At 40.1% G+C, this 16581-nt stretch carries 18 protein-coding genes; 5 read left to right on the top strand and 13 right to left on the bottom strand.

Annotation, left to right across the window (positions count from 1 at the left end):
• Nucleotides 1-9: 9 nt before the first annotated feature.
• The 3 genes from ACTJKG_RS09260 to ACTJKG_RS09250 are packed head-to-tail and all read right to left on the bottom strand — an operon-like array spanning nt 10 to nt 1443.
• Nucleotides 10-390, bottom strand: a complete 381-nt coding sequence (locus ACTJKG_RS09260; RefSeq protein WP_172335152.1) for a type II toxin-antitoxin system death-on-curing family toxin — start codon at nt 388-390, stop codon at nt 10-12.
• Entirely contained in the window at nt 387-575 is a 189-nt protein-coding gene (locus tag ACTJKG_RS09255) for a hypothetical protein (RefSeq protein ID WP_166093936.1), read from the bottom strand. The genes ACTJKG_RS09260 and ACTJKG_RS09255 overlap by 4 nt, the downstream gene beginning before the upstream one ends.
• 46 nt (nt 576-621) lie before the next feature.
• On the bottom strand, nt 622-1443 hold the full coding sequence (locus ACTJKG_RS09250) for a thymidylate synthase (RefSeq protein ID WP_440739015.1): 822 nt from the start codon (nt 1441-1443) through the stop codon (nt 622-624).
• Between the two features lie 187 nt (nt 1444-1630).
• Between ACTJKG_RS09250 and ispE the strand changes: the two genes are divergently transcribed.
• Nucleotides 1631-2437, top strand: coding sequence for a 4-(cytidine 5'-diphospho)-2-C-methyl-D-erythritol kinase (gene ispE / locus ACTJKG_RS09245; RefSeq protein WP_440739014.1), 807 nt, complete (start codon nt 1631-1633; stop codon nt 2435-2437).
• 107 nt (nt 2438-2544) lie between these two features.
• On the opposite strand, the gene ACTJKG_RS09240 is transcribed toward ispE, so the two are convergent.
• From ACTJKG_RS09240 to tgt, 5 genes are all read right to left on the bottom strand, one after another.
• Entirely contained in the window at nt 2545-3432 is an 888-nt protein-coding gene (locus ACTJKG_RS09240; protein WP_172335149.1) for an NAD(P)-dependent oxidoreductase, read from the bottom strand.
• A gap of 16 nt (nt 3433-3448) precedes the next feature.
• Nucleotides 3449-3727, bottom strand: coding sequence for a hypothetical protein (locus ACTJKG_RS09235; RefSeq protein WP_440739013.1), 279 nt, complete (start codon nt 3725-3727; stop codon nt 3449-3451).
• Nucleotides 3728-4752: 1025 nt separating this feature from the next.
• Nucleotides 4753-5661 (bottom strand): DMT family transporter, encoded by a 909-nt coding sequence (locus ACTJKG_RS09230; RefSeq protein WP_440739107.1) that lies wholly within the window; start codon nt 5659-5661, stop codon nt 4753-4755.
• Nucleotides 5658-6761, bottom strand: coding sequence for an LptF/LptG family permease (locus ACTJKG_RS09225; protein ID WP_440739012.1), 1104 nt, complete (start codon nt 6759-6761; stop codon nt 5658-5660). The genes ACTJKG_RS09230 and ACTJKG_RS09225 overlap by 4 nt, the downstream gene beginning before the upstream one ends.
• 105 nt (nt 6762-6866) lie before the next feature.
• Nucleotides 6867-7997 (bottom strand): tRNA guanosine(34) transglycosylase Tgt, encoded by a 1131-nt coding sequence (gene tgt / locus ACTJKG_RS09220; protein WP_440739011.1) that lies wholly within the window; start codon nt 7995-7997, stop codon nt 6867-6869.
• 273 nt (nt 7998-8270) lie between these two features.
• Here tgt and ACTJKG_RS09215 point away from each other — a divergent pair, with 273 nt between their 5' ends.
• Genes ACTJKG_RS09215 through rsmG form a run of 3 tightly spaced genes read left to right on the top strand, consistent with a single transcriptional unit; the run spans nt 8271 to nt 10601 of the window.
• Nucleotides 8271-9389: a glycosyltransferase gene (locus tag ACTJKG_RS09215; protein ID WP_172335144.1), complete on the top strand. Its 1119-nt coding sequence runs from the start codon at nt 8271-8273 to the stop codon at nt 9387-9389.
• Entirely contained in the window at nt 9380-9985 is a 606-nt protein-coding gene (locus tag ACTJKG_RS09210) for an RNA polymerase sigma factor (protein ID WP_076375015.1), read from the top strand. Before ACTJKG_RS09215 ends, ACTJKG_RS09210 begins: the two co-directional genes overlap by 10 nt.
• Entirely contained in the window at nt 9975-10601 is a 627-nt protein-coding gene (rsmG, locus tag ACTJKG_RS09205) for a 16S rRNA (guanine(527)-N(7))-methyltransferase RsmG (protein ID WP_172335143.1), read from the top strand. Before ACTJKG_RS09210 ends, rsmG begins: the two co-directional genes overlap by 11 nt.
• Nucleotides 10602-10688: 87 nt before the next feature.
• Here the strand turns inward: rsmG and ACTJKG_RS09200 are convergent, their stop codons facing one another.
• Complete coding sequence (locus ACTJKG_RS09200; protein ID WP_440739010.1) at nt 10689-12209, bottom strand: energy transducer TonB; 1521 nt, start codon at nt 12207-12209, stop codon at nt 10689-10691.
• 344 nt (nt 12210-12553) lie between these two features.
• Nucleotides 12554-12931, bottom strand: coding sequence for a BlaI/MecI/CopY family transcriptional regulator (locus ACTJKG_RS09195; RefSeq protein WP_172335141.1), 378 nt, complete (start codon nt 12929-12931; stop codon nt 12554-12556).
• Between the two features lie 187 nt (nt 12932-13118).
• On the opposite strand from ACTJKG_RS09195, the gene dprA reads away from it, so the two are divergent.
• A complete protein-coding gene (dprA, locus tag ACTJKG_RS09190; RefSeq protein WP_172335140.1) occupies nt 13119-14216 on the top strand; it encodes a DNA-processing protein DprA in 1098 nt (365 codons plus the stop codon).
• A 14-nt stretch (nt 14217-14230) separates the two neighbouring features.
• Here the strand turns inward: dprA and ACTJKG_RS09185 are convergent, their stop codons facing one another.
• The 3 genes from ACTJKG_RS09185 to ACTJKG_RS09175 all read right to left on the bottom strand — a co-directional run bounded on the left by ACTJKG_RS09185 (nt 14231) and on the right by ACTJKG_RS09175 (nt 16523).
• Nucleotides 14231-14707, bottom strand: a complete 477-nt coding sequence (locus ACTJKG_RS09185; protein ID WP_172335139.1) for a SixA phosphatase family protein — start codon at nt 14705-14707, stop codon at nt 14231-14233.
• Between the two features lie 120 nt (nt 14708-14827).
• Nucleotides 14828-15448, bottom strand: coding sequence for a porin family protein (locus ACTJKG_RS09180; RefSeq protein WP_440739009.1), 621 nt, complete (start codon nt 15446-15448; stop codon nt 14828-14830).
• 109 nt (nt 15449-15557) lie between these two features.
• Nucleotides 15558-16523: a glycosyltransferase family 9 protein gene (locus tag ACTJKG_RS09175; RefSeq protein WP_172335137.1), complete on the bottom strand. Its 966-nt coding sequence runs from the start codon at nt 16521-16523 to the stop codon at nt 15558-15560.
• Nucleotides 16524-16581 lie beyond the last annotated feature (58 nt).

The following is a 16581-nucleotide window of genomic DNA, read 5'->3' as shown; positions in this document are numbered from 1 at the left end:
CTTGGCAGCTTAATTTATTTTCTTAACTTTTTCAGTCAGCCATAATTTTATACCGTCGAAATTTAATTCTCCTTTACTTGCTGATATTGTCATATCATACTTTTCATCTTCAGTGGCAGTGAGATCAATTTCAAATTCAAGAAGTGTTAGCCTGAGTAAAGCATAAGCAGTTCTTTTGTTGCCATCAAGAAAAGGATGATTGATGATAATGCTTTCAAAAATAGCAGCAGCTTTGTCGATGGCTTCCGGGTACAGATCCTGTCCGTCAAAGGTTGCATTGGGGCGAGCTATAGCAGCCTCTAATCCCCCCTGGTCTCTTATTCCTTTAACGCCTCCAAACTTTTCAATTAAAATATTGTGGATTAAAAGGGTTGTTTGAATGTCGATCATTGAGCAAGTCTTTGCAATAAGCCTTTATCTTCAGAAAGGATTTTTCTTAAATTATTAGCAAGCTTGATTTGTTCGGGTGATTGTGTTTGTAATTCTTTTACAAAATCTAAAATATCCTGCAATACAGTTTCAGGTACCTGGTCAAGTACCTTTTGTATCTCGTTTTTTATTTGAACCGAAGTCATAGTCAAATTTACAAATTTTTAAAGTAACGGCAAGCAGTGCCCTAATCTACACTGCCACCTCAGCCTTGATGTGCGGCCACGGATCATAATTCTCTAAAGCGAAATCTTCAAACTTAAAGGCGAAGATGTCTTTCACTTCAGGATTGATCTTCATGGTTGGCAGGGGACGAGGTTCACGGCTCAACTGCAGGCGGGCCTGATCCATGTGGTTATTGTACAGGTGAGCATCGCCAAAGGTATGAATGAAGTCGCCATAATCCAGATCGCAAACCTGTGCCATCATCATCGTGAGCAATGCATAGGATGCGATGTTAAATGGTACACCCAAAAATATATCGGCACTGCGCTGATACAATTGGCATGAAAGTTTGCCTTTTGTTTCGCCCTTGTCCTGGTTGGGGGGCTCCACGTAAAACTGAAACAAACTATGACAAGGCGGTAAGGCCATCTGATTAACGTCGGCCACGTTCCATGCCGATACGATCATACGGCGCGAATCGGGATTGTTTTTAATTTGGTTTACCACCTGGGTTATCTGGTCAATGTGACCTCCATCTGGTTTTGGCCACGAACGCCATTGGTATCCGTACACCGGTCCGAGATTGCCTTCGGCGTCGGCCCACTCATCCCAGATGCGTACGCCGTTTTGTTTAAGGTAGCTGATATTGGTATCACCGCTCAAAAACCAGATCAGTTCATGGATGATAGATTTGAGGTGCAGTTTTTTGGTGGTCACCATCGGGAAACCATCCTTAAGGTTGAAACGCATCTGGTAGCCAAACACACTTACCGTACCGGTTCCTGTCCTGTCATGCTTCTGCGCTCCGGTTTCCATCACATGGCTCATCAAATCGAGATACTGTTTCATTTTTGTAGGTTGATTAAGTTACTTGTTGATTAGGTGAGTGGTTGGATTGGGTTGATTAAGTTAGAAGAACTTAATCAACTCATGAACCAGTGAACTAATGAACAATTTTAAAAGGCAAAGAAAAATAATCTAATTTTGACATCCTAACCGATGTGCAAAAATACACGCGGTGTTAGTCTTTTTTTCTATGATCCTTTTTCCCAACGCAAAAATAAACATTGGCCTTAACATTACCGAACGCCGGCCCGACGGCTATCATAATCTGGAAACCATTTTTTATCCTATCAACATCAAAGATGCGCTTGAAGTTGTAGAGAGTGATCAATTGAGCTTTGAATCCTCTGGTTTGGATATCCCGGGCAGGGCCGAAGATAATCTTTGCATCAAGGGGTATCATCTTTTGAAAAATGATCACAACCTACCGCCGGTGAGTATCCACCTGCATAAAAGTATCCCGATAGGGGCTGGTCTGGGTGGAGGCTCGGCTGATGCCGCTTATTTTATCAGGCTGATGAACCAGCAATTTGAACTTGGGCTGTCTGTGGAGGAAATGACGGGATATGCCCGCAAGCTTGGCGCCGACTGTGCTTTCTTTATCGAGAATAAACCGGTGTTCGCCTTTGAGAAGGGCGACGAGTTTGAATCGATCAAATTGGATCTGTCCAAATATAAAATTGCCCTGGTCATGCCGGATGTTCACATATCAACCGCCGAAGCTTACCGGGGGGTAAAACCTGCGCTGGTAAAAGAATCACTGTTTGATCTGATTGCAGAGCAGCCCATCACCGAATGGAAAAGATATATCAAAAATGATTTCGAGCTATCAATTTTCAAAAACCACGCAGAGATACGGGGCGTAAAAGCGGCCTTGTACGAAGCTGGTGCTATATACGCCAGCATGAGCGGGAGCGGTGCCTCGGTGTTTGGTATATTTGAGCAAACGCCCGATCTGCAGCATCTGGAAGCAGATAATGAAGTGTTTTATGATGTGTAGTTGAATTTCGAATTTGGGATGTTCGATTTCGGATTTAGAGCGTATAAGTTTAACGATAGTAAAATTTTCAAATCCGAAATCGAACATCCCAAATCCGAAATAAAAAATCACACTCCCGCATCTTCGCTCACGCCGCGTCCAACAGCCTCTGCCCAGTCAGTCTCGCTCCAGCCTTTTGCCATGGCGCTTAATAAGCGGCTGTGTAAGGTGTTTACAATCGGCATGGGTGTCTGGCTTGCCTGGGATAGTTTAAATGCCAGACGCGCGTCCTTATAGCCTAATTTCGACTTGAAACCTACCGGCTCATATTGCTTGTTGGCGATGACCCGGCCATAGTTTTGAAAAATGGGAACGTTGAATAGCGTCGATCCAAAAAAGTTGGCCACCTGCTCCCTGTCTAGTCCGTTCTTCTCGGCAAGGGTATATGCCTCTGCCATCATCTCCATCGAGGCCATGATCATAAAGTTGCCCGCAATTTTTACCACGTTTGCTCCGCCTGCAGATTCTCCGAAATCTATCACACCCTGACCAAGGCAATCCAGTACGGGCCTGGCCGTATCCTTGGAATGCTGATCGCCCGATACACAGATCCAGAGTTTGCGGGCAGCGGCTGCTTCAGTCCGGCCAAAAACGGGAGCTGCCAGGTAGTGGCTGCCCGCCTCCTCATGAAGCTGGGCAAGCTGCTCTGAGGTTTCGGGCGAGACAGTACTCATGGAAATATGGAGAGCATGCTCGGGTAACTTCTCCAGGATGCCCCGCGTGCTCAAAGTTATTTCTTTCAGTACTTCGTCATCTGAAACTACGGTGATCACGATGTGGGCACCTTCGGATGCATCGGCAGGCGTTTGGCATTTGGTGACGTAGTCAGGATCGAGCTCATCTGTTTTTGAATGGGTACGATTATAAACCTGTAAGTGATAACCCGACTGGATAAGATTTTGGGCTATGGGCATGCCGATGTTACCAAGGCCGATAAAGCCGATTTTTTTTTCCATGGTTGTTAGGTGGATGTTAGCTGATGTACTCTCTGTCCTCGTCGCTTAGTGTATTGGGATCGTCTTTCTTATGGATATTGTCATGATAGGCTCCGATATCAAATTTTGCTTTTTTTGGTCGGCCGACAAGCCAGCCTAAAATAAAAGCCACGACAGCTACTACCGCCATCATCATTAATTTGGAAACATAAAAATTCGCGAATAAAAAAGCGAACGGAACCTTGTCTGTGTTTTGCGCCAATGCTGCTGTAAGCAAAATGGTGACGACTATTATGGTGATTGTTTTAATACTCATGATAAGTTGATTTAACAGTTTATACAATATCCGGTTTTTAAATCTTTATTAAAAATCAATTTCATTTAGTGCTTTGTAAAAACTGAAAAACATGGCGGGAGCGGATGATTAAAAGTAGGGTTCCTGGAAAAGTGATTTTTAATTTTCGTGAAGGATTGAAATGGATTTTTGATGGGGCCAAATTTTAATCCTGGTAAAAAAAAGTGAACGGGCGAAAACTTCAATTTTAAGAAATTCATGATCGCCAAATGGAGGCCTCATTCCATGAGTTATGGTTCTTCTGTTTTTTGGCTTTTTCTGCCTCTTATATTATCAAGTCCTGGGTCGAAAATCAACCATCGCTGCTCAGCCGAGAGTCCGAAAAATTTCATGGGATTTAGTTTTTTGTATACAAGTGGGAGGGATGTGCCTGTTTTATTTCATCCTGTATTTTAAGGTTCATAACACTATCATTAGATACCCGTTCTGAATTCATTATGTTTAGTATTTATTTATATAGTACTTTATATTTATCTGAATATGAAATATATGTATACTGTATTTAAGGGTTGTAATTTTAATTACTAACATTTTTAGTTTTTTGATGTTTTAGTTAGCTCAATTTTGTTTAATTTTTACTTTTGGTAAACTATATAAATATTTCATTATTAAATTATTATAAAATCTACTTAATCTTTATTTTTAAAATTTAATGATAAAATTAAAAGCTAAAAAGTGGACAAGATAAAAACTTCATGTAATTGCTATGATTTTTATTTGGTACACTAACTAAAAAATGAATTTTGCGCCTGTTGTGTGAGGTGATGTTTAAACGGTGCTAAACCCGTTAAAAAATAATAATGCCTTACAGGGCTTAAAAATGGCCTTTAGAATTGTGGGATTTCTATCCCCTATCGGGGTAGGTCTGTCTCAAAAACAGAAGGAATTGAGGACGATTTTGTCGCGATGCAGAGGACAGTATAGGGGGATAAATAACCTGGCAATTGACAGGAAGGATGTTGTCTCAGGGAGTGAAAAAGAAAAAATTAAGATCTTGCTTTTCGTTTGGCGATTTGCTTTTGAGCCACTGGATATAGGAATATTGTGGACAAAATAATGACCGCACCGGCCCAAAAACCAAGTGTCATTTTGTTCATGTCACCAAAAAAAATGAAAGACATCAGGATGCCATAAACGGGTTCGAGGTTGGTGATGAGGGCTACTTTGAATGCCGAAAGTTCGCGCATGACAGATACCCCGGCAACGTAGGCAAGTGAGGTGCAGATGGTGCCAAGCAGTATCAGATAGCCAATGTCTTTAGGTTTTAAAATGAGCGATTGGTTGAATCCGCCAGTCAATAAAAGGTATATCGATATCCAAAAAAAAGCTCCGGTTAGCTCATGAAAAGCAATGATCGGGGCTTCGTGTTTTTTTATGAATTTGGAATTAATGATCGAAAAAAGGCTTGCGCAAACCGCGCTTGCGAGGCCCGTTATGATACCCTTAGTGTAATGTGATTCAAATTTAAATATCAAAACGATGCCTGTTATGATCAGTAATCCAGCCAGGATCTCTAGTTTGGAGATCTTTGTTTTATTCAATAGAGGCTCAAATATGGCCGTAAATAAAGTGATGCTGGAGAGGCAAACCAGCGTCACCGGAACCGTAGATAATTTGATCGACGCGAAAAAAAGCACCCAATGACCGCCCACTAAAGCACCTGTTGATGCCATTTTCAGGAACGTTTTTCGATCAACCCTGATGGTTGTTTTGCTAAAATTGAAGTATAAAAACAACGAAATAACAGCAATAAGCACCCTATACCAAACCAATTGTACAGCAGAAATGGTTATCAAATTACCCAAAATGCCGGTAAATCCCCAGATAAAAACAGTAAAATGGAGTATGAGCAGGTTCTTGTTGAGGCTTTCTTTGTTGCTTTTTGTAACCACTATTTAGGCGCTTTTAGGAGTAAATAATAGCCGAGCAAACCAAATGTAGTATTAGGAATAAAGACCGTAAAGATGGGCGGAACGCCACCTTTTATAGAAAATACAATAGCAAAACGCTCTACAATAATGTAGGTAAAACAGAGTATAATGCCAATTCCCAAGGGTAAACCAACACCGCCCCGCACCTTACGTGACGACAAAGCTACGCCCACAACGGTTAAAACGTAGGCAGATAAAGGGTATATAAACCGGTGGTATTTTTCGTAGTAAAGGTTGTTTAGCACCTCTGGCCGGCGTAGTTTTTCTTTATCTATATTCTTATTCAGGTCTTTTAAAGACATGGCCGCGTATACATTATCATATACAACAAAGTCGGTAGGGTGCATATCAAGCACTGTATCTTTTTGCGGAACGTTATTAAAAAATTGCTCTTTTAAGCCATTTATGTATTTAACTGAGAAGTTTTTTAATGACCAGATTCTTTTAACCGAATCATAAGTAACCTGGTTGGCAATCAATTTTTCGCGAAGCGTATCGCCGTTAAACTTCTCCATAATAAACTGATAGCCAGTATGTACGGTGGGGTCGTAGTTTTGCAGATAAACAAAGGTGTGCTTATCTATCTGCATATGTACCTCAATTTTGGTAGGGTCGTTATCGGTTATGCCATTGGCGTTCTCAAAGTCGTTTTTTAGGTGATTGGTATACGGAATGAGGTATACATTGGCAAAAAAGGATACCACAAATATAATGGTGGAGGCTATAAAATATGGCCTTAAAAAGCGGTTAAAACTAGCCTTACCACTCAAAATAGGTACAATCTCTGTTTGATTTGCCATCTTAGCAGTAAAGAAAATTACGGCTAAAAAATTAATCAAAGGCGATAGCATATTCAGGTAAAAGGGCACGAATCCGGCATAGTACTGGAATATGATATCGTGTAGCGACGCATGTTTATTGGTAAAATTATCCAACTTTTCAGACACATCAAACACAACAGATACCGCTGCGAAAATACCCATGGTAAACACAAAAGTGCCCAGGTATTTACCCATAATAAACCTGTCAATAACTTTCAGATGCCGGTGAATAAATGCCTTCATTTTTTGTTTATTAGTTCATTGGCTCATTGGTTCATTGGTTTCATGTGAGCTGTTATTAATGTGGTTAAGACTAATAAACAAATGAACCGATGAACTGGTGAACGGCTATAATCGTTGGCCAAGTTGCTTAACCATGCTATTTTTCCAGTTATAAAACTCGCCGGATATGATCTTTTTACGTGCTTCTTTAACCAGCCAAAGGTAAAAATGGAGGTTATGCAAGGTAGCGATCTGCGCTCCAAGCATCTCGCCCGAATGTATTAAATGGCGTAAATAGGCTTTGGTGTAATTCTTATCAGCAAAGAGATCACTATCACTTTCAATAGCCGAAAAATCATTTTTCCACTTCTCGTTTTTGATATTAATGATACCATTTTTAGTAAAAAGCATGCCATTTCGGGCGTTACGGGTAGGCATAACGCAATCAAACATATCAATTCCTAAGGCTATATTTTCCAATATATTAACAGGTGTACCTACACCCATTAGATAACGTGGTTTTTGCTCTGGTAATATATTACACACAATTTCTGTCATGGCATACATTTCTTCGGCTGGCTCGCCTACCGAAAGTCCGCCTATAGCATTGCCCTCACGTTCAAAAGAAGCAATAACTTCTGCCGATTTTACGCGCAAATCTTTATAAACAGATCCTTGTACTATAGGGAAAAGTGTTTGGCTATAGCCGTATTTAGGCTCCGTATTATCAAAGCGGTCGCAGCAACGTTTTAGCCAGCGGTGGGTCATGTCGATAGATCGCCTGGCATAATTATAATCGCAGGGATAGGGGGTGCATTCATCAAAAGCCATGATGATATCAGCACCTATAATCCGCTGAATATCCATCACATTTTCTGGTGTGAACAGGTGTTTTGAACCATCAATGTGCGAACGAAACGTAACACCTTCCTCCTTAATTTTACGTACTTCGGTTAAAGAATATACCTGATAACCACCGCTGTCGGTTAAAATGGGTCCGTCCCAGCCATTAAATTTATGCAATCCTCCTGCCTGTTCAAGCGTATTAAGGCCCGGTCTGAGGTATAAATGATAGGTATTGCCTAAAATAATCTGAGCCTCTATGTCATTTTTAAGTTCGTGCTGATGCACTGCCTTTACTGTGCCGGCAGTACCAACAGGCATAAATATAGGGGTTTGTATGGTGCCGTGGTCGGTGGTAATTTCACCTGCGCGCGCTTTCGAAAGCGAATCGTGTGCTGTTAAATTAAATTTCATTTTGAGGTTGCAAAATTAACAAATAAAGCGGATAAAGGACGAAAGGATAAAGAGGCAAGGATTAACAAACAAAAGATAAAAATTTGACAGGTTTACGTTTCATGTGTATTATCTTTTTTCATCGTTTATAATCCTTAATCTTTGTTCCTTTATCGTTACTCCGCCCCAGTGTGGAAAAAAACAGGCGAGTGTGTGTAATAATCACGAAATAAACCTATGTTGACCACTTTTATTCCGGCGATTTTTAACAAATTTGCCTGATATTAAAACTGATTGGAAACTTATATTCACAACGCCCTCTTCATTCTTTTTCAGCTGTGTTTTATCGTTCAGCTGTATTACCTGATAAGTAACCATAGCCGCCTTTCACGATATAAACCAGCGGATAAGTTACCCGAGGTATTGATACCTGTTTCGGTAATTATAAGCGCACGAAATGAAGCCAAAAATCTGCAGGAAAACCTGCCTTTTATACTCAAGCAAAACTATCCGGATTTTGAGGTAGTGGTGATCAATGATTGCTCTTATGATTCATCAAATGATGTTTTGGATGATATGCAGCGGGAGTATCCACATTTAAAAGTGGTAACCATAACCGAGCACGATCGCTTTAAAACCGGGAAAAAATTTGCTCTTACTTTGGGAATAAAAGCCGCCAAAAATGAATATATGCTGTTTACAGATGCCGATTGCAAACCCGCCTCTGAAAACTGGATAACACGGATGGCGGTTAATTTTAGCACCAAGGCTCAAATCGTGTTAGGGTACTCTCCTTATTATAAAACCCGTAATTTCTTAAATCCGTTTGTGCGTTTTGAGACTATTAAAACTGCAATAAACTATTTATCAGGAGCACTCAACGGAGATCCGTATATGGGCATTGGGCGTAATTTGGGCTATACTAAAACCTTGTTTTTTAGTCAAAAAGGCTTTGCTTCGCACATGCATGTGATCTCCGGAGATGATGACCTGTTTGTAAATCAGCATGCTACGGCCGATAATACGATTATTGAGATACACCCCGATGCGTTTACTTATACCAGCGCGAAAACAACTTTAACCTCCTGGTACAGGCAAAAAAAACGACACATGGGAGTAGGTAAATTGTACAAAAACAAACACAGGCGAATGCTCAGTTTTGATGCTATGAGTGGATTTCTGTTTTATATTTTACTTATAATATCTTTTGTTCTTAAATATGAACCTCTACTGGCACTAGGTTTGTTTGGTTTCAGGCTGATATTGCAGCTTGTTATATATAGTAAGATATTTAAAAAGCTTGATGGCAAAGATTTGATATGGTATTTGCCATTTTTTGATATTATATATTATATGTATTTAAATGTTTTTGGGCTGATCGGGACATTTTTAAAAACAACCCAATGGAAATAAACGCCAACTTTACCGATAACGCGAAGAATGATTTTCACCTGGTAGTTAGGGCTCGCGAAGGCGATCAAAAGGCCTATGCCGATTTGATGCACCGGTACAAGGACTCTATTTATTTTATGGTTTTAAAAATGGTTAACAATAAGGAAGATGCTATGGATCTTACTGTTGAAACCTTTGCCAAAGCTTTTGAAAAATTGGATAAATACCAACCCGATTATGCCTTTAGTACCTGGTTATTTAGGGTGGCTACCAATAACTGTATCGATTTTATCCGTAAAAAGAAACTGAATACCCAGTCTATCCACGGGATGACAGACGATGATGGGGATGAAAAACCGTTGCAAATAAAAGCTGATGTGTTGAATCCCGAGGAAACATCGATCAAAAAACAACAAACGCAGGAGCTTAAATTATTAATCGAAAGCTTACCGCATCGTTACAGAAATCTGATCACTCTGCGTTATTTTGATGAGTTATCATATGAGGAAATAGCACAGCAACTCGATCTGCCGCTGGGGACAGTTAAAGCACAATTGTTTAGAGCCAGGTATTTACTGGGTAACATTATTAATCGTTTTAACAGGGATGACATCTGATATCGTATTCAAATATTTTCCGGAACTGACCGATAGACAATGCTCTCAAATTGAACAATTGCCGGAGTTGTATAACCTATGGAATAGCCAGATCAATGTGATATCACGTAAAGATATCGACCTTTTGTATGAGCGCCACGTATTGCACTCGCTCGGAATAGCTAAAATAATGTCCTTTTTACCGGGTGAAAATGTATTGGATGTAGGCACAGGAGGCGGTTTCCCAGGTATCCCGCTAGCTATTTTATTTCCCGGAACCCGGTTCCATTTGGTTGATTCTATTGGTAAAAAGATAAAAGTAGTACAAGAGGTAGCTAAAGCTTTGGGTTTAAGCAATGTGAAAGCGTCGCATCTGCGGGCCGAGCAACTGAATGAAAGGTTTGATTTTGTAGTATCTCGTGCGGTTACTCAACTTAAAGATTTTTATCCCTGGGTGAGGGGTAAATTCAATAAAGACTCAAAAAATACTTTGCCTAACGGAATCCTGTATCTAAAAGGTGGTGACCTGCTGCAGGAAATCAAGGAGTCGGGCCTGAAAGTGCAACAATATCATCTTAAAGACTATTTTACCGAAGAGTTTTTTGAAACCAAACAGGTTATCTATGTGAAGGGATAGGACTATAATGCCTTTACATGGAAAAATGCCGAAGCGGTTTTAGCCGTTCAGCAATTTGTTTAAAGGGTGCAATATACCTGGGCTGGCTTATTGTTTTGTAGTTACATAGCCAGTTACAACAATTTGATTCATAGATGATTTTGGCGAGTGGTCTTTGTCAACATAGTCATCTTTGTTTTTTAGCGTATAGTTTTCAGGTGCGTGCGCTACTTGGTTGTCATGCTCATCAAGAAGCGTAAATGCAACAGGCAAACTATAATATCCAGATTTTATACCTAATGGGCCATCATAATTTTTAAGCACTCTTATAACTTCTGCATCAGTTTCATTGGTTAGCGACCTTGCAAGTTTTACATCGTCTATTTTTCCATTGTTAATAGTAACTGCGAGTATAACGCGACCTCCTATCCGATTATCATGCGCAACTTTCGGATATCTTACATGTCTTGCGATGTATTTATACAGACTATCAAATGGGCTTTGTGGCGGCGGTGGTGGCGGCATAAGTTTGGCATCCACCATTTTAGCCGGTTTTGTAGGCGCAGCAGGTGGTGGTGGCGGTGTTTTTTTATCTATTATATAAGTAGGTTTTTTTACCGCCGGAGGCGTTTTACCTAATCGAGGGGCAGGTGGTGGGGGAGGCGGAACGGTGTATCCAAGGGCCCCTATCACGAAGGTATTAATTTCGACGCCTGATTTTTGTATATCGGCTTCATATTTAGGTGCTTGGGCATAATAATCGGTAAAAAAGCTGATGGCAAATTTGTGTTCACCGGCTTTGTCGGTAACTGAACCGTTAAATGATTTGAATGACGCTAGTACCACTTCGCTAAAAGCGTTGCCGGTACTTTTTACGATACGTGTGTTGGATATTTTATGGTCTGAACCTACATTAAATGCTACGATAACCAAGCCTGGTTGTTTGTTTTTTAGCTCTGCTTTAGGGTACTTTTCAGTCTTATTCAAGTGAGCAAAAAGATCATCGTATCCATTTTTTACCATGATAGGCGGCGGTAGATACTGCATTTTTGATTGCTTTACCATGGCCGATGAGTCGACAGCATAGCGCTGTGGTGCCAGATCAACCAGTGCATAAGTTTTGCTGAAACCCAGCGTGGAGGCGCAAAGGGCCGCCGTACAGATGGGCACTGCTACGAGGTATTTTAGCCTGGCTAAATTCCCCGAACGTTTTTGGTTTAACATAATGATCCTCTTTTTTAGTAGATTATAATTGAAAAATGAATGTGTAACTGACGAGCCATTTAGGCCATAGGCATTATTTACCAGGAACGAAGAATAGGAAAGAGTATCACTTTCAAAAGCCGCGGTTTGTTCATCCGCGATGTATTCATGTACCGTTTTTAGGCTATTTTGAAGCAGGTAAACAAAAGGATTGAACCAATTAATGATCTTGATGAACTCCAGAAACAGCACATCCAGCGTATGTTTTTGACGGATATGCACCATTTCATGCCTGATAATGATGTCGGTGCCTTTCATTTTTGAACCAATAAACAGGTAATTAAAAAAGGAAAATGCAGTATTGGAATCCTCAATAGGCACAATTTTATACTTGTCGTCGGCTATTTTATTAGCTGTTCGGGTCATTTGCGCCAGTTTATATAATTTGAAGATGAGTATTGTTATCAATACAATAACGCCAAGGCAATAGGCATAAATCATTAGATCCTGGAAAGTAACTGAAAAGCTTGATACTTGATTTATAGTTGGTTTTAATCCACTTGGTACAATATAAACCGCGCTAACTGACCCTTGCTCTACTGGCTTTAGCCTACCTATTTGAATTAATGGCAAGACAAAAGATATAATACAACTTAGTAACAGATAAATCCTGTTTAGTGTATAATAGGTTTCTTTATTCAGAAATATGCAGTACCCTGCATAAAATACAGCAAGGTAGATGTTTGCTTCGAGCAGATAATGCAGCCAATTCATGATTTTTGGTTTTTAAGTTGATCAATCAGGGAAGTTAATTCGTCAAGCTCTTTTAAACCCAGCTTTTTTTCATCAACAATAAATGATACCAGGCTTTGGTATGAATTGCTGAAGTAGTTCTTCATCATCTTATCAAATGTGAACTTTTTGTATTGATCTTCGGTGATAAGGGGGTAATAAACATGTGAGTTACCGTAGGCTTTATGGTCAATAAAACCCTTTCCCTCCAACACCCTTACCACCGTTGATACCGTATTATAAGCGGGTTTGGGATCAGGCATTTGCTCAATAATATCTTTCACAATCGCTTCTTTAAGTTGCCAAAGTATCTGCATTACTTGTTCTTCGGCCTTGGTTAGTTCTTTTAAATTCATGGTAAACTATTTTTATAGTTGGGTTAAATAAAGGTATAAACTATTTTTATAGTTTGCAAACTATTTTTATAGTTTTTTATTTATGCTAATTTTTTTAGGATTATTTTTATACTTTAGGTGTAAATTGAATGACGGACCTCAAAAGAGAATCTAATCGTTTTAGAACCGGAATTTGCAACCTATTCATATGTCATTATTACACAGAATCGCTTTATCATTAGTGAAAAACCTGGGGCCGGTATCGGCCAAATCCTTGATCGCTTATTTAGGCAATGAGCAGGAGGTATTCAGATCCTCCGCAAGGAAAATGACCAGGATACCCGGTATCGGCGATAAAAAAGTTGCCCAATGGGATTTTGATATCGCACTTAAACAAGCAGAAAAGGAGTTGCTATATATTGAGAAACACAATATAGAACCCATATTTTATACCGATAGCAGGTATCCGAAACGACTAAAAAACTGTGGCGATTCGCCTATATTATTATATGCAAAGGGCAATATGGACCTAAATCCGCAGTATGTGATAAGTATTGTAGGTACCCGTAATGCTACTGATTATGGGCGGTTGCTATGTAAACAGCTAATAGAGGAATTACAACAATATAATGTTTTAATAGTAAGTGGTTTAGCATTAGGCATTGATGTAGCTGCCCACAAAGAATGCCTGAAAAATAACATACCCACAGTTGGTGTTTTAGGGCACGGGCTCGACAGACTTTACCCCAGTCAAAACCGGGCGACAGCCGATAAAATGCTGGAGAATGGTGGTTTGCTTAGCGAATATCCATCAGGGACTATACCCGACAGGGAGAATTTTCCGCAACGCAACCGCATCGTAGCGGGTATTGCCGACGCCACCGTGGTGATAGAAGCTGGTATAAAAGGAGGGGCATTGATAACCGCCGAAATTGCTAACTCCTATAACCGGGATGTATTTGCTTTCCCCGGACGCCTGGATGATAAATATTCTGAGGGGTGTAACTTCCTGATACGTAATAATAAAGCGGCTTTATTAACCTGCATGGCTGATCTGGCCTTTAGTTTGGGTTGGGAAAAAGCTGATAAAGCCAAACCCGCTGATCAGTTTGTTTTACCCATTGATCTTTCGAGAGATGAACGCTTGATATTTGACATTTTGCAACAACACCAATCACCATTGGCCATTGATGATCTTACCATAAAAGCCAATATGCCCATGAGTATGTTAGCGATGAATTTATTGAATATGGAAATGCAGGGCTATATCCAATCCTTGCCTGGTAAAACTTATAAAGTAAGTTAGCTTTTTTCCTTAAACTACCCCTTCGGCGAATCATAGAACGACAGATGTCCGTCTTCGCTGCTGATGGAGCGCCAGTCATCATTATCAAAGCTGATCAAAGCGACAGCGCAGGTAGGTACATCCCGTAGCTGGCCTGTCAGATAATGTAATAACTGGCTTATACCTGGGTTATGGCCAACTAAGCCTATGTAGCCATGCTCATTAGGCAGATTATTGACTACGTTTACCAGAGTACGTTCACTCGCCTCGTATATTTTTGTATCGGTTTGGGATGGAGGCAATTGCAAATGCTCAGTAAATATTTGCGCCGTAGTTAAAGTGCGTAGGGCCGGACTGGTTACTACTATTTCCGGAACAATGTTTCTATCTTTTAAAACGTCGGCCATTAATAAGGCATCCTGCATTCCGGATTGTTTTAGTGGGCGATCAAAATCAGCATAACCGCTTTCATGAGTTGCCTTGGCATGGCGAATTAAAATTAGTTTTTTCATGGTTTCAGTATAGGTCTATATATAAAGATAACAGCTAATCTTTAATAAGTTTTTGATATTGTAAATAAAAAAGAGGGTCTGAATAAACCCTCTTTTTTGTCAGTTTTTGGATAGACCGGCTTAAAATGCGTAGCCTATCGAAACACCAAATACGCGGTTTGTAAGTTTAACACCGCTTAAATTGGTAACATTGGTTAAACCCCAATCATAGTTAGCATTGATCAGGAAGCCGGTTTTAAATTTAAAGCCAACAATAGCGTTTACACCGGCATCGGTTCTTTTGAGGTCATCCTCGCCGCTGCCGAATTTAATGTCCCCGGAATTGCCCTGGTCATCCTTAGCTTTACCCGAAATACCCATAGCAAGATAAGGGCCTGCGCCAAAGTAAAAGTCGCCAACAACTGCCGGTACATGATAAACAAGGTTTACAGGCACCTGTAAATAATAAAGTCGCACTTTACCCGATGACACGCTTTCGTCATCAATAGCTGTACTTGATGAACCACCTTTACCAGTAAAGTTTAAGGCCGGCTGAAGGGATAAATTGCCAAATTTAAAATCGACAAAAGCGCCAACATTAAAAGTAGTTAAAGAACCGGAGCTTCCTGAACCACTTATACCATCAATGCTTGCATGGAATTTAGCAAAATTAGCACCACCTTTAATGCCGAATGTTGGTAACTGGGCAAAGGTTACGAGAGATGTACCCGCGAAGAGCAGAGAAAGTAGGAGTTTTTTCATAAAACTGTGATAAGATTAATAATTACCAACAAATGTAAATAAATTAATCAATCACCAAAACATTTTATCTTTCGGGTGCTGTTTTAAGTATTTGATTAATAGGTGTTTATTATTTATTTGAAAATTGAATGATATCATCTTCGGGCATATCATTCATGCATTTGAAATGACCCAGGGGACATTTTTCCAGGCCGAATTTAGAACATGGGCGGCAGGGTAACTCAATACCAGCTACCAGTACATCCTTAACCATATAGGGTTGTACACCCAGAAGATCGGGAACAGTACCTCCCCAAACAGATACGATGGGTTTGTTAAAAGCCTCGGCAATATGGGTAAGTCCGGTATCAAAACCAATGATGCTTTTAGCCTCAGATACCAGGAAAACGGACTCATCAAGCGAGGTAATACCACAGGCATTATAAACTTTAGGGCCAATTGCGCCTGTTATAATCTCGCCATTAGCTTTTACATCATTACCTCCTAATAATACTACTGGTTGGCTCAGTTGCCCGCAAATGCTGATGATCTTATCATTGGGCATACGTTTGGTGAAATGTGTTGCGCCAATTACAAATGCCACATATCCGGCCTGATGCGACGGTGGTAGTAAACTATTTAACTGATGATCGGCCTTAATATAGTAGTCAATAGGTTGTCCGTCATTAACCACGCCTAAGAATTTAACCGCTTTGAGATAGCGATCCACCAAATGAGTAGGGGGTATCAGCTTGAGTTTAAATTTAAGGCTAAGCCATTTTTTTAGGGGCTGTTTTTTATAGGTTGACGACCTGACACCAGTGCGTAATTTGATAATAGCAGTACGCAGATTATTGTGAAGATCAATGATATAATCATATCGTTCAGCTTTTATTTCATCAATAGTTGCTGATAATGTATGTTTTAGCAGCAGAAGTTTATCTACATAAGGGTTATTATCATAAATGTACTGGAAAGCCGGTTTGGTCAAAAAATGGATCTCCGCATCAGGAATCTGCTTTTTGAGACAGCGCACAACCGGGGTAGTATAAATAATATCCCCCATAGAGCTAAAGCGGATCACCAGTATCTTCATTTAATTAGTGCATTAGTGAGTGGTGAGTTGCCAGTAGTGAGTTTTTGACTTTTAACTT

It is taken from the genome of Mucilaginibacter sp. 22184 (assembly GCF_052045695.1).
Lineage (GTDB): Bacteria > Bacteroidota > Bacteroidia > Sphingobacteriales > Sphingobacteriaceae > Mucilaginibacter.
This window is presented reverse-complemented; position numbering and strand designations above follow the sequence as displayed.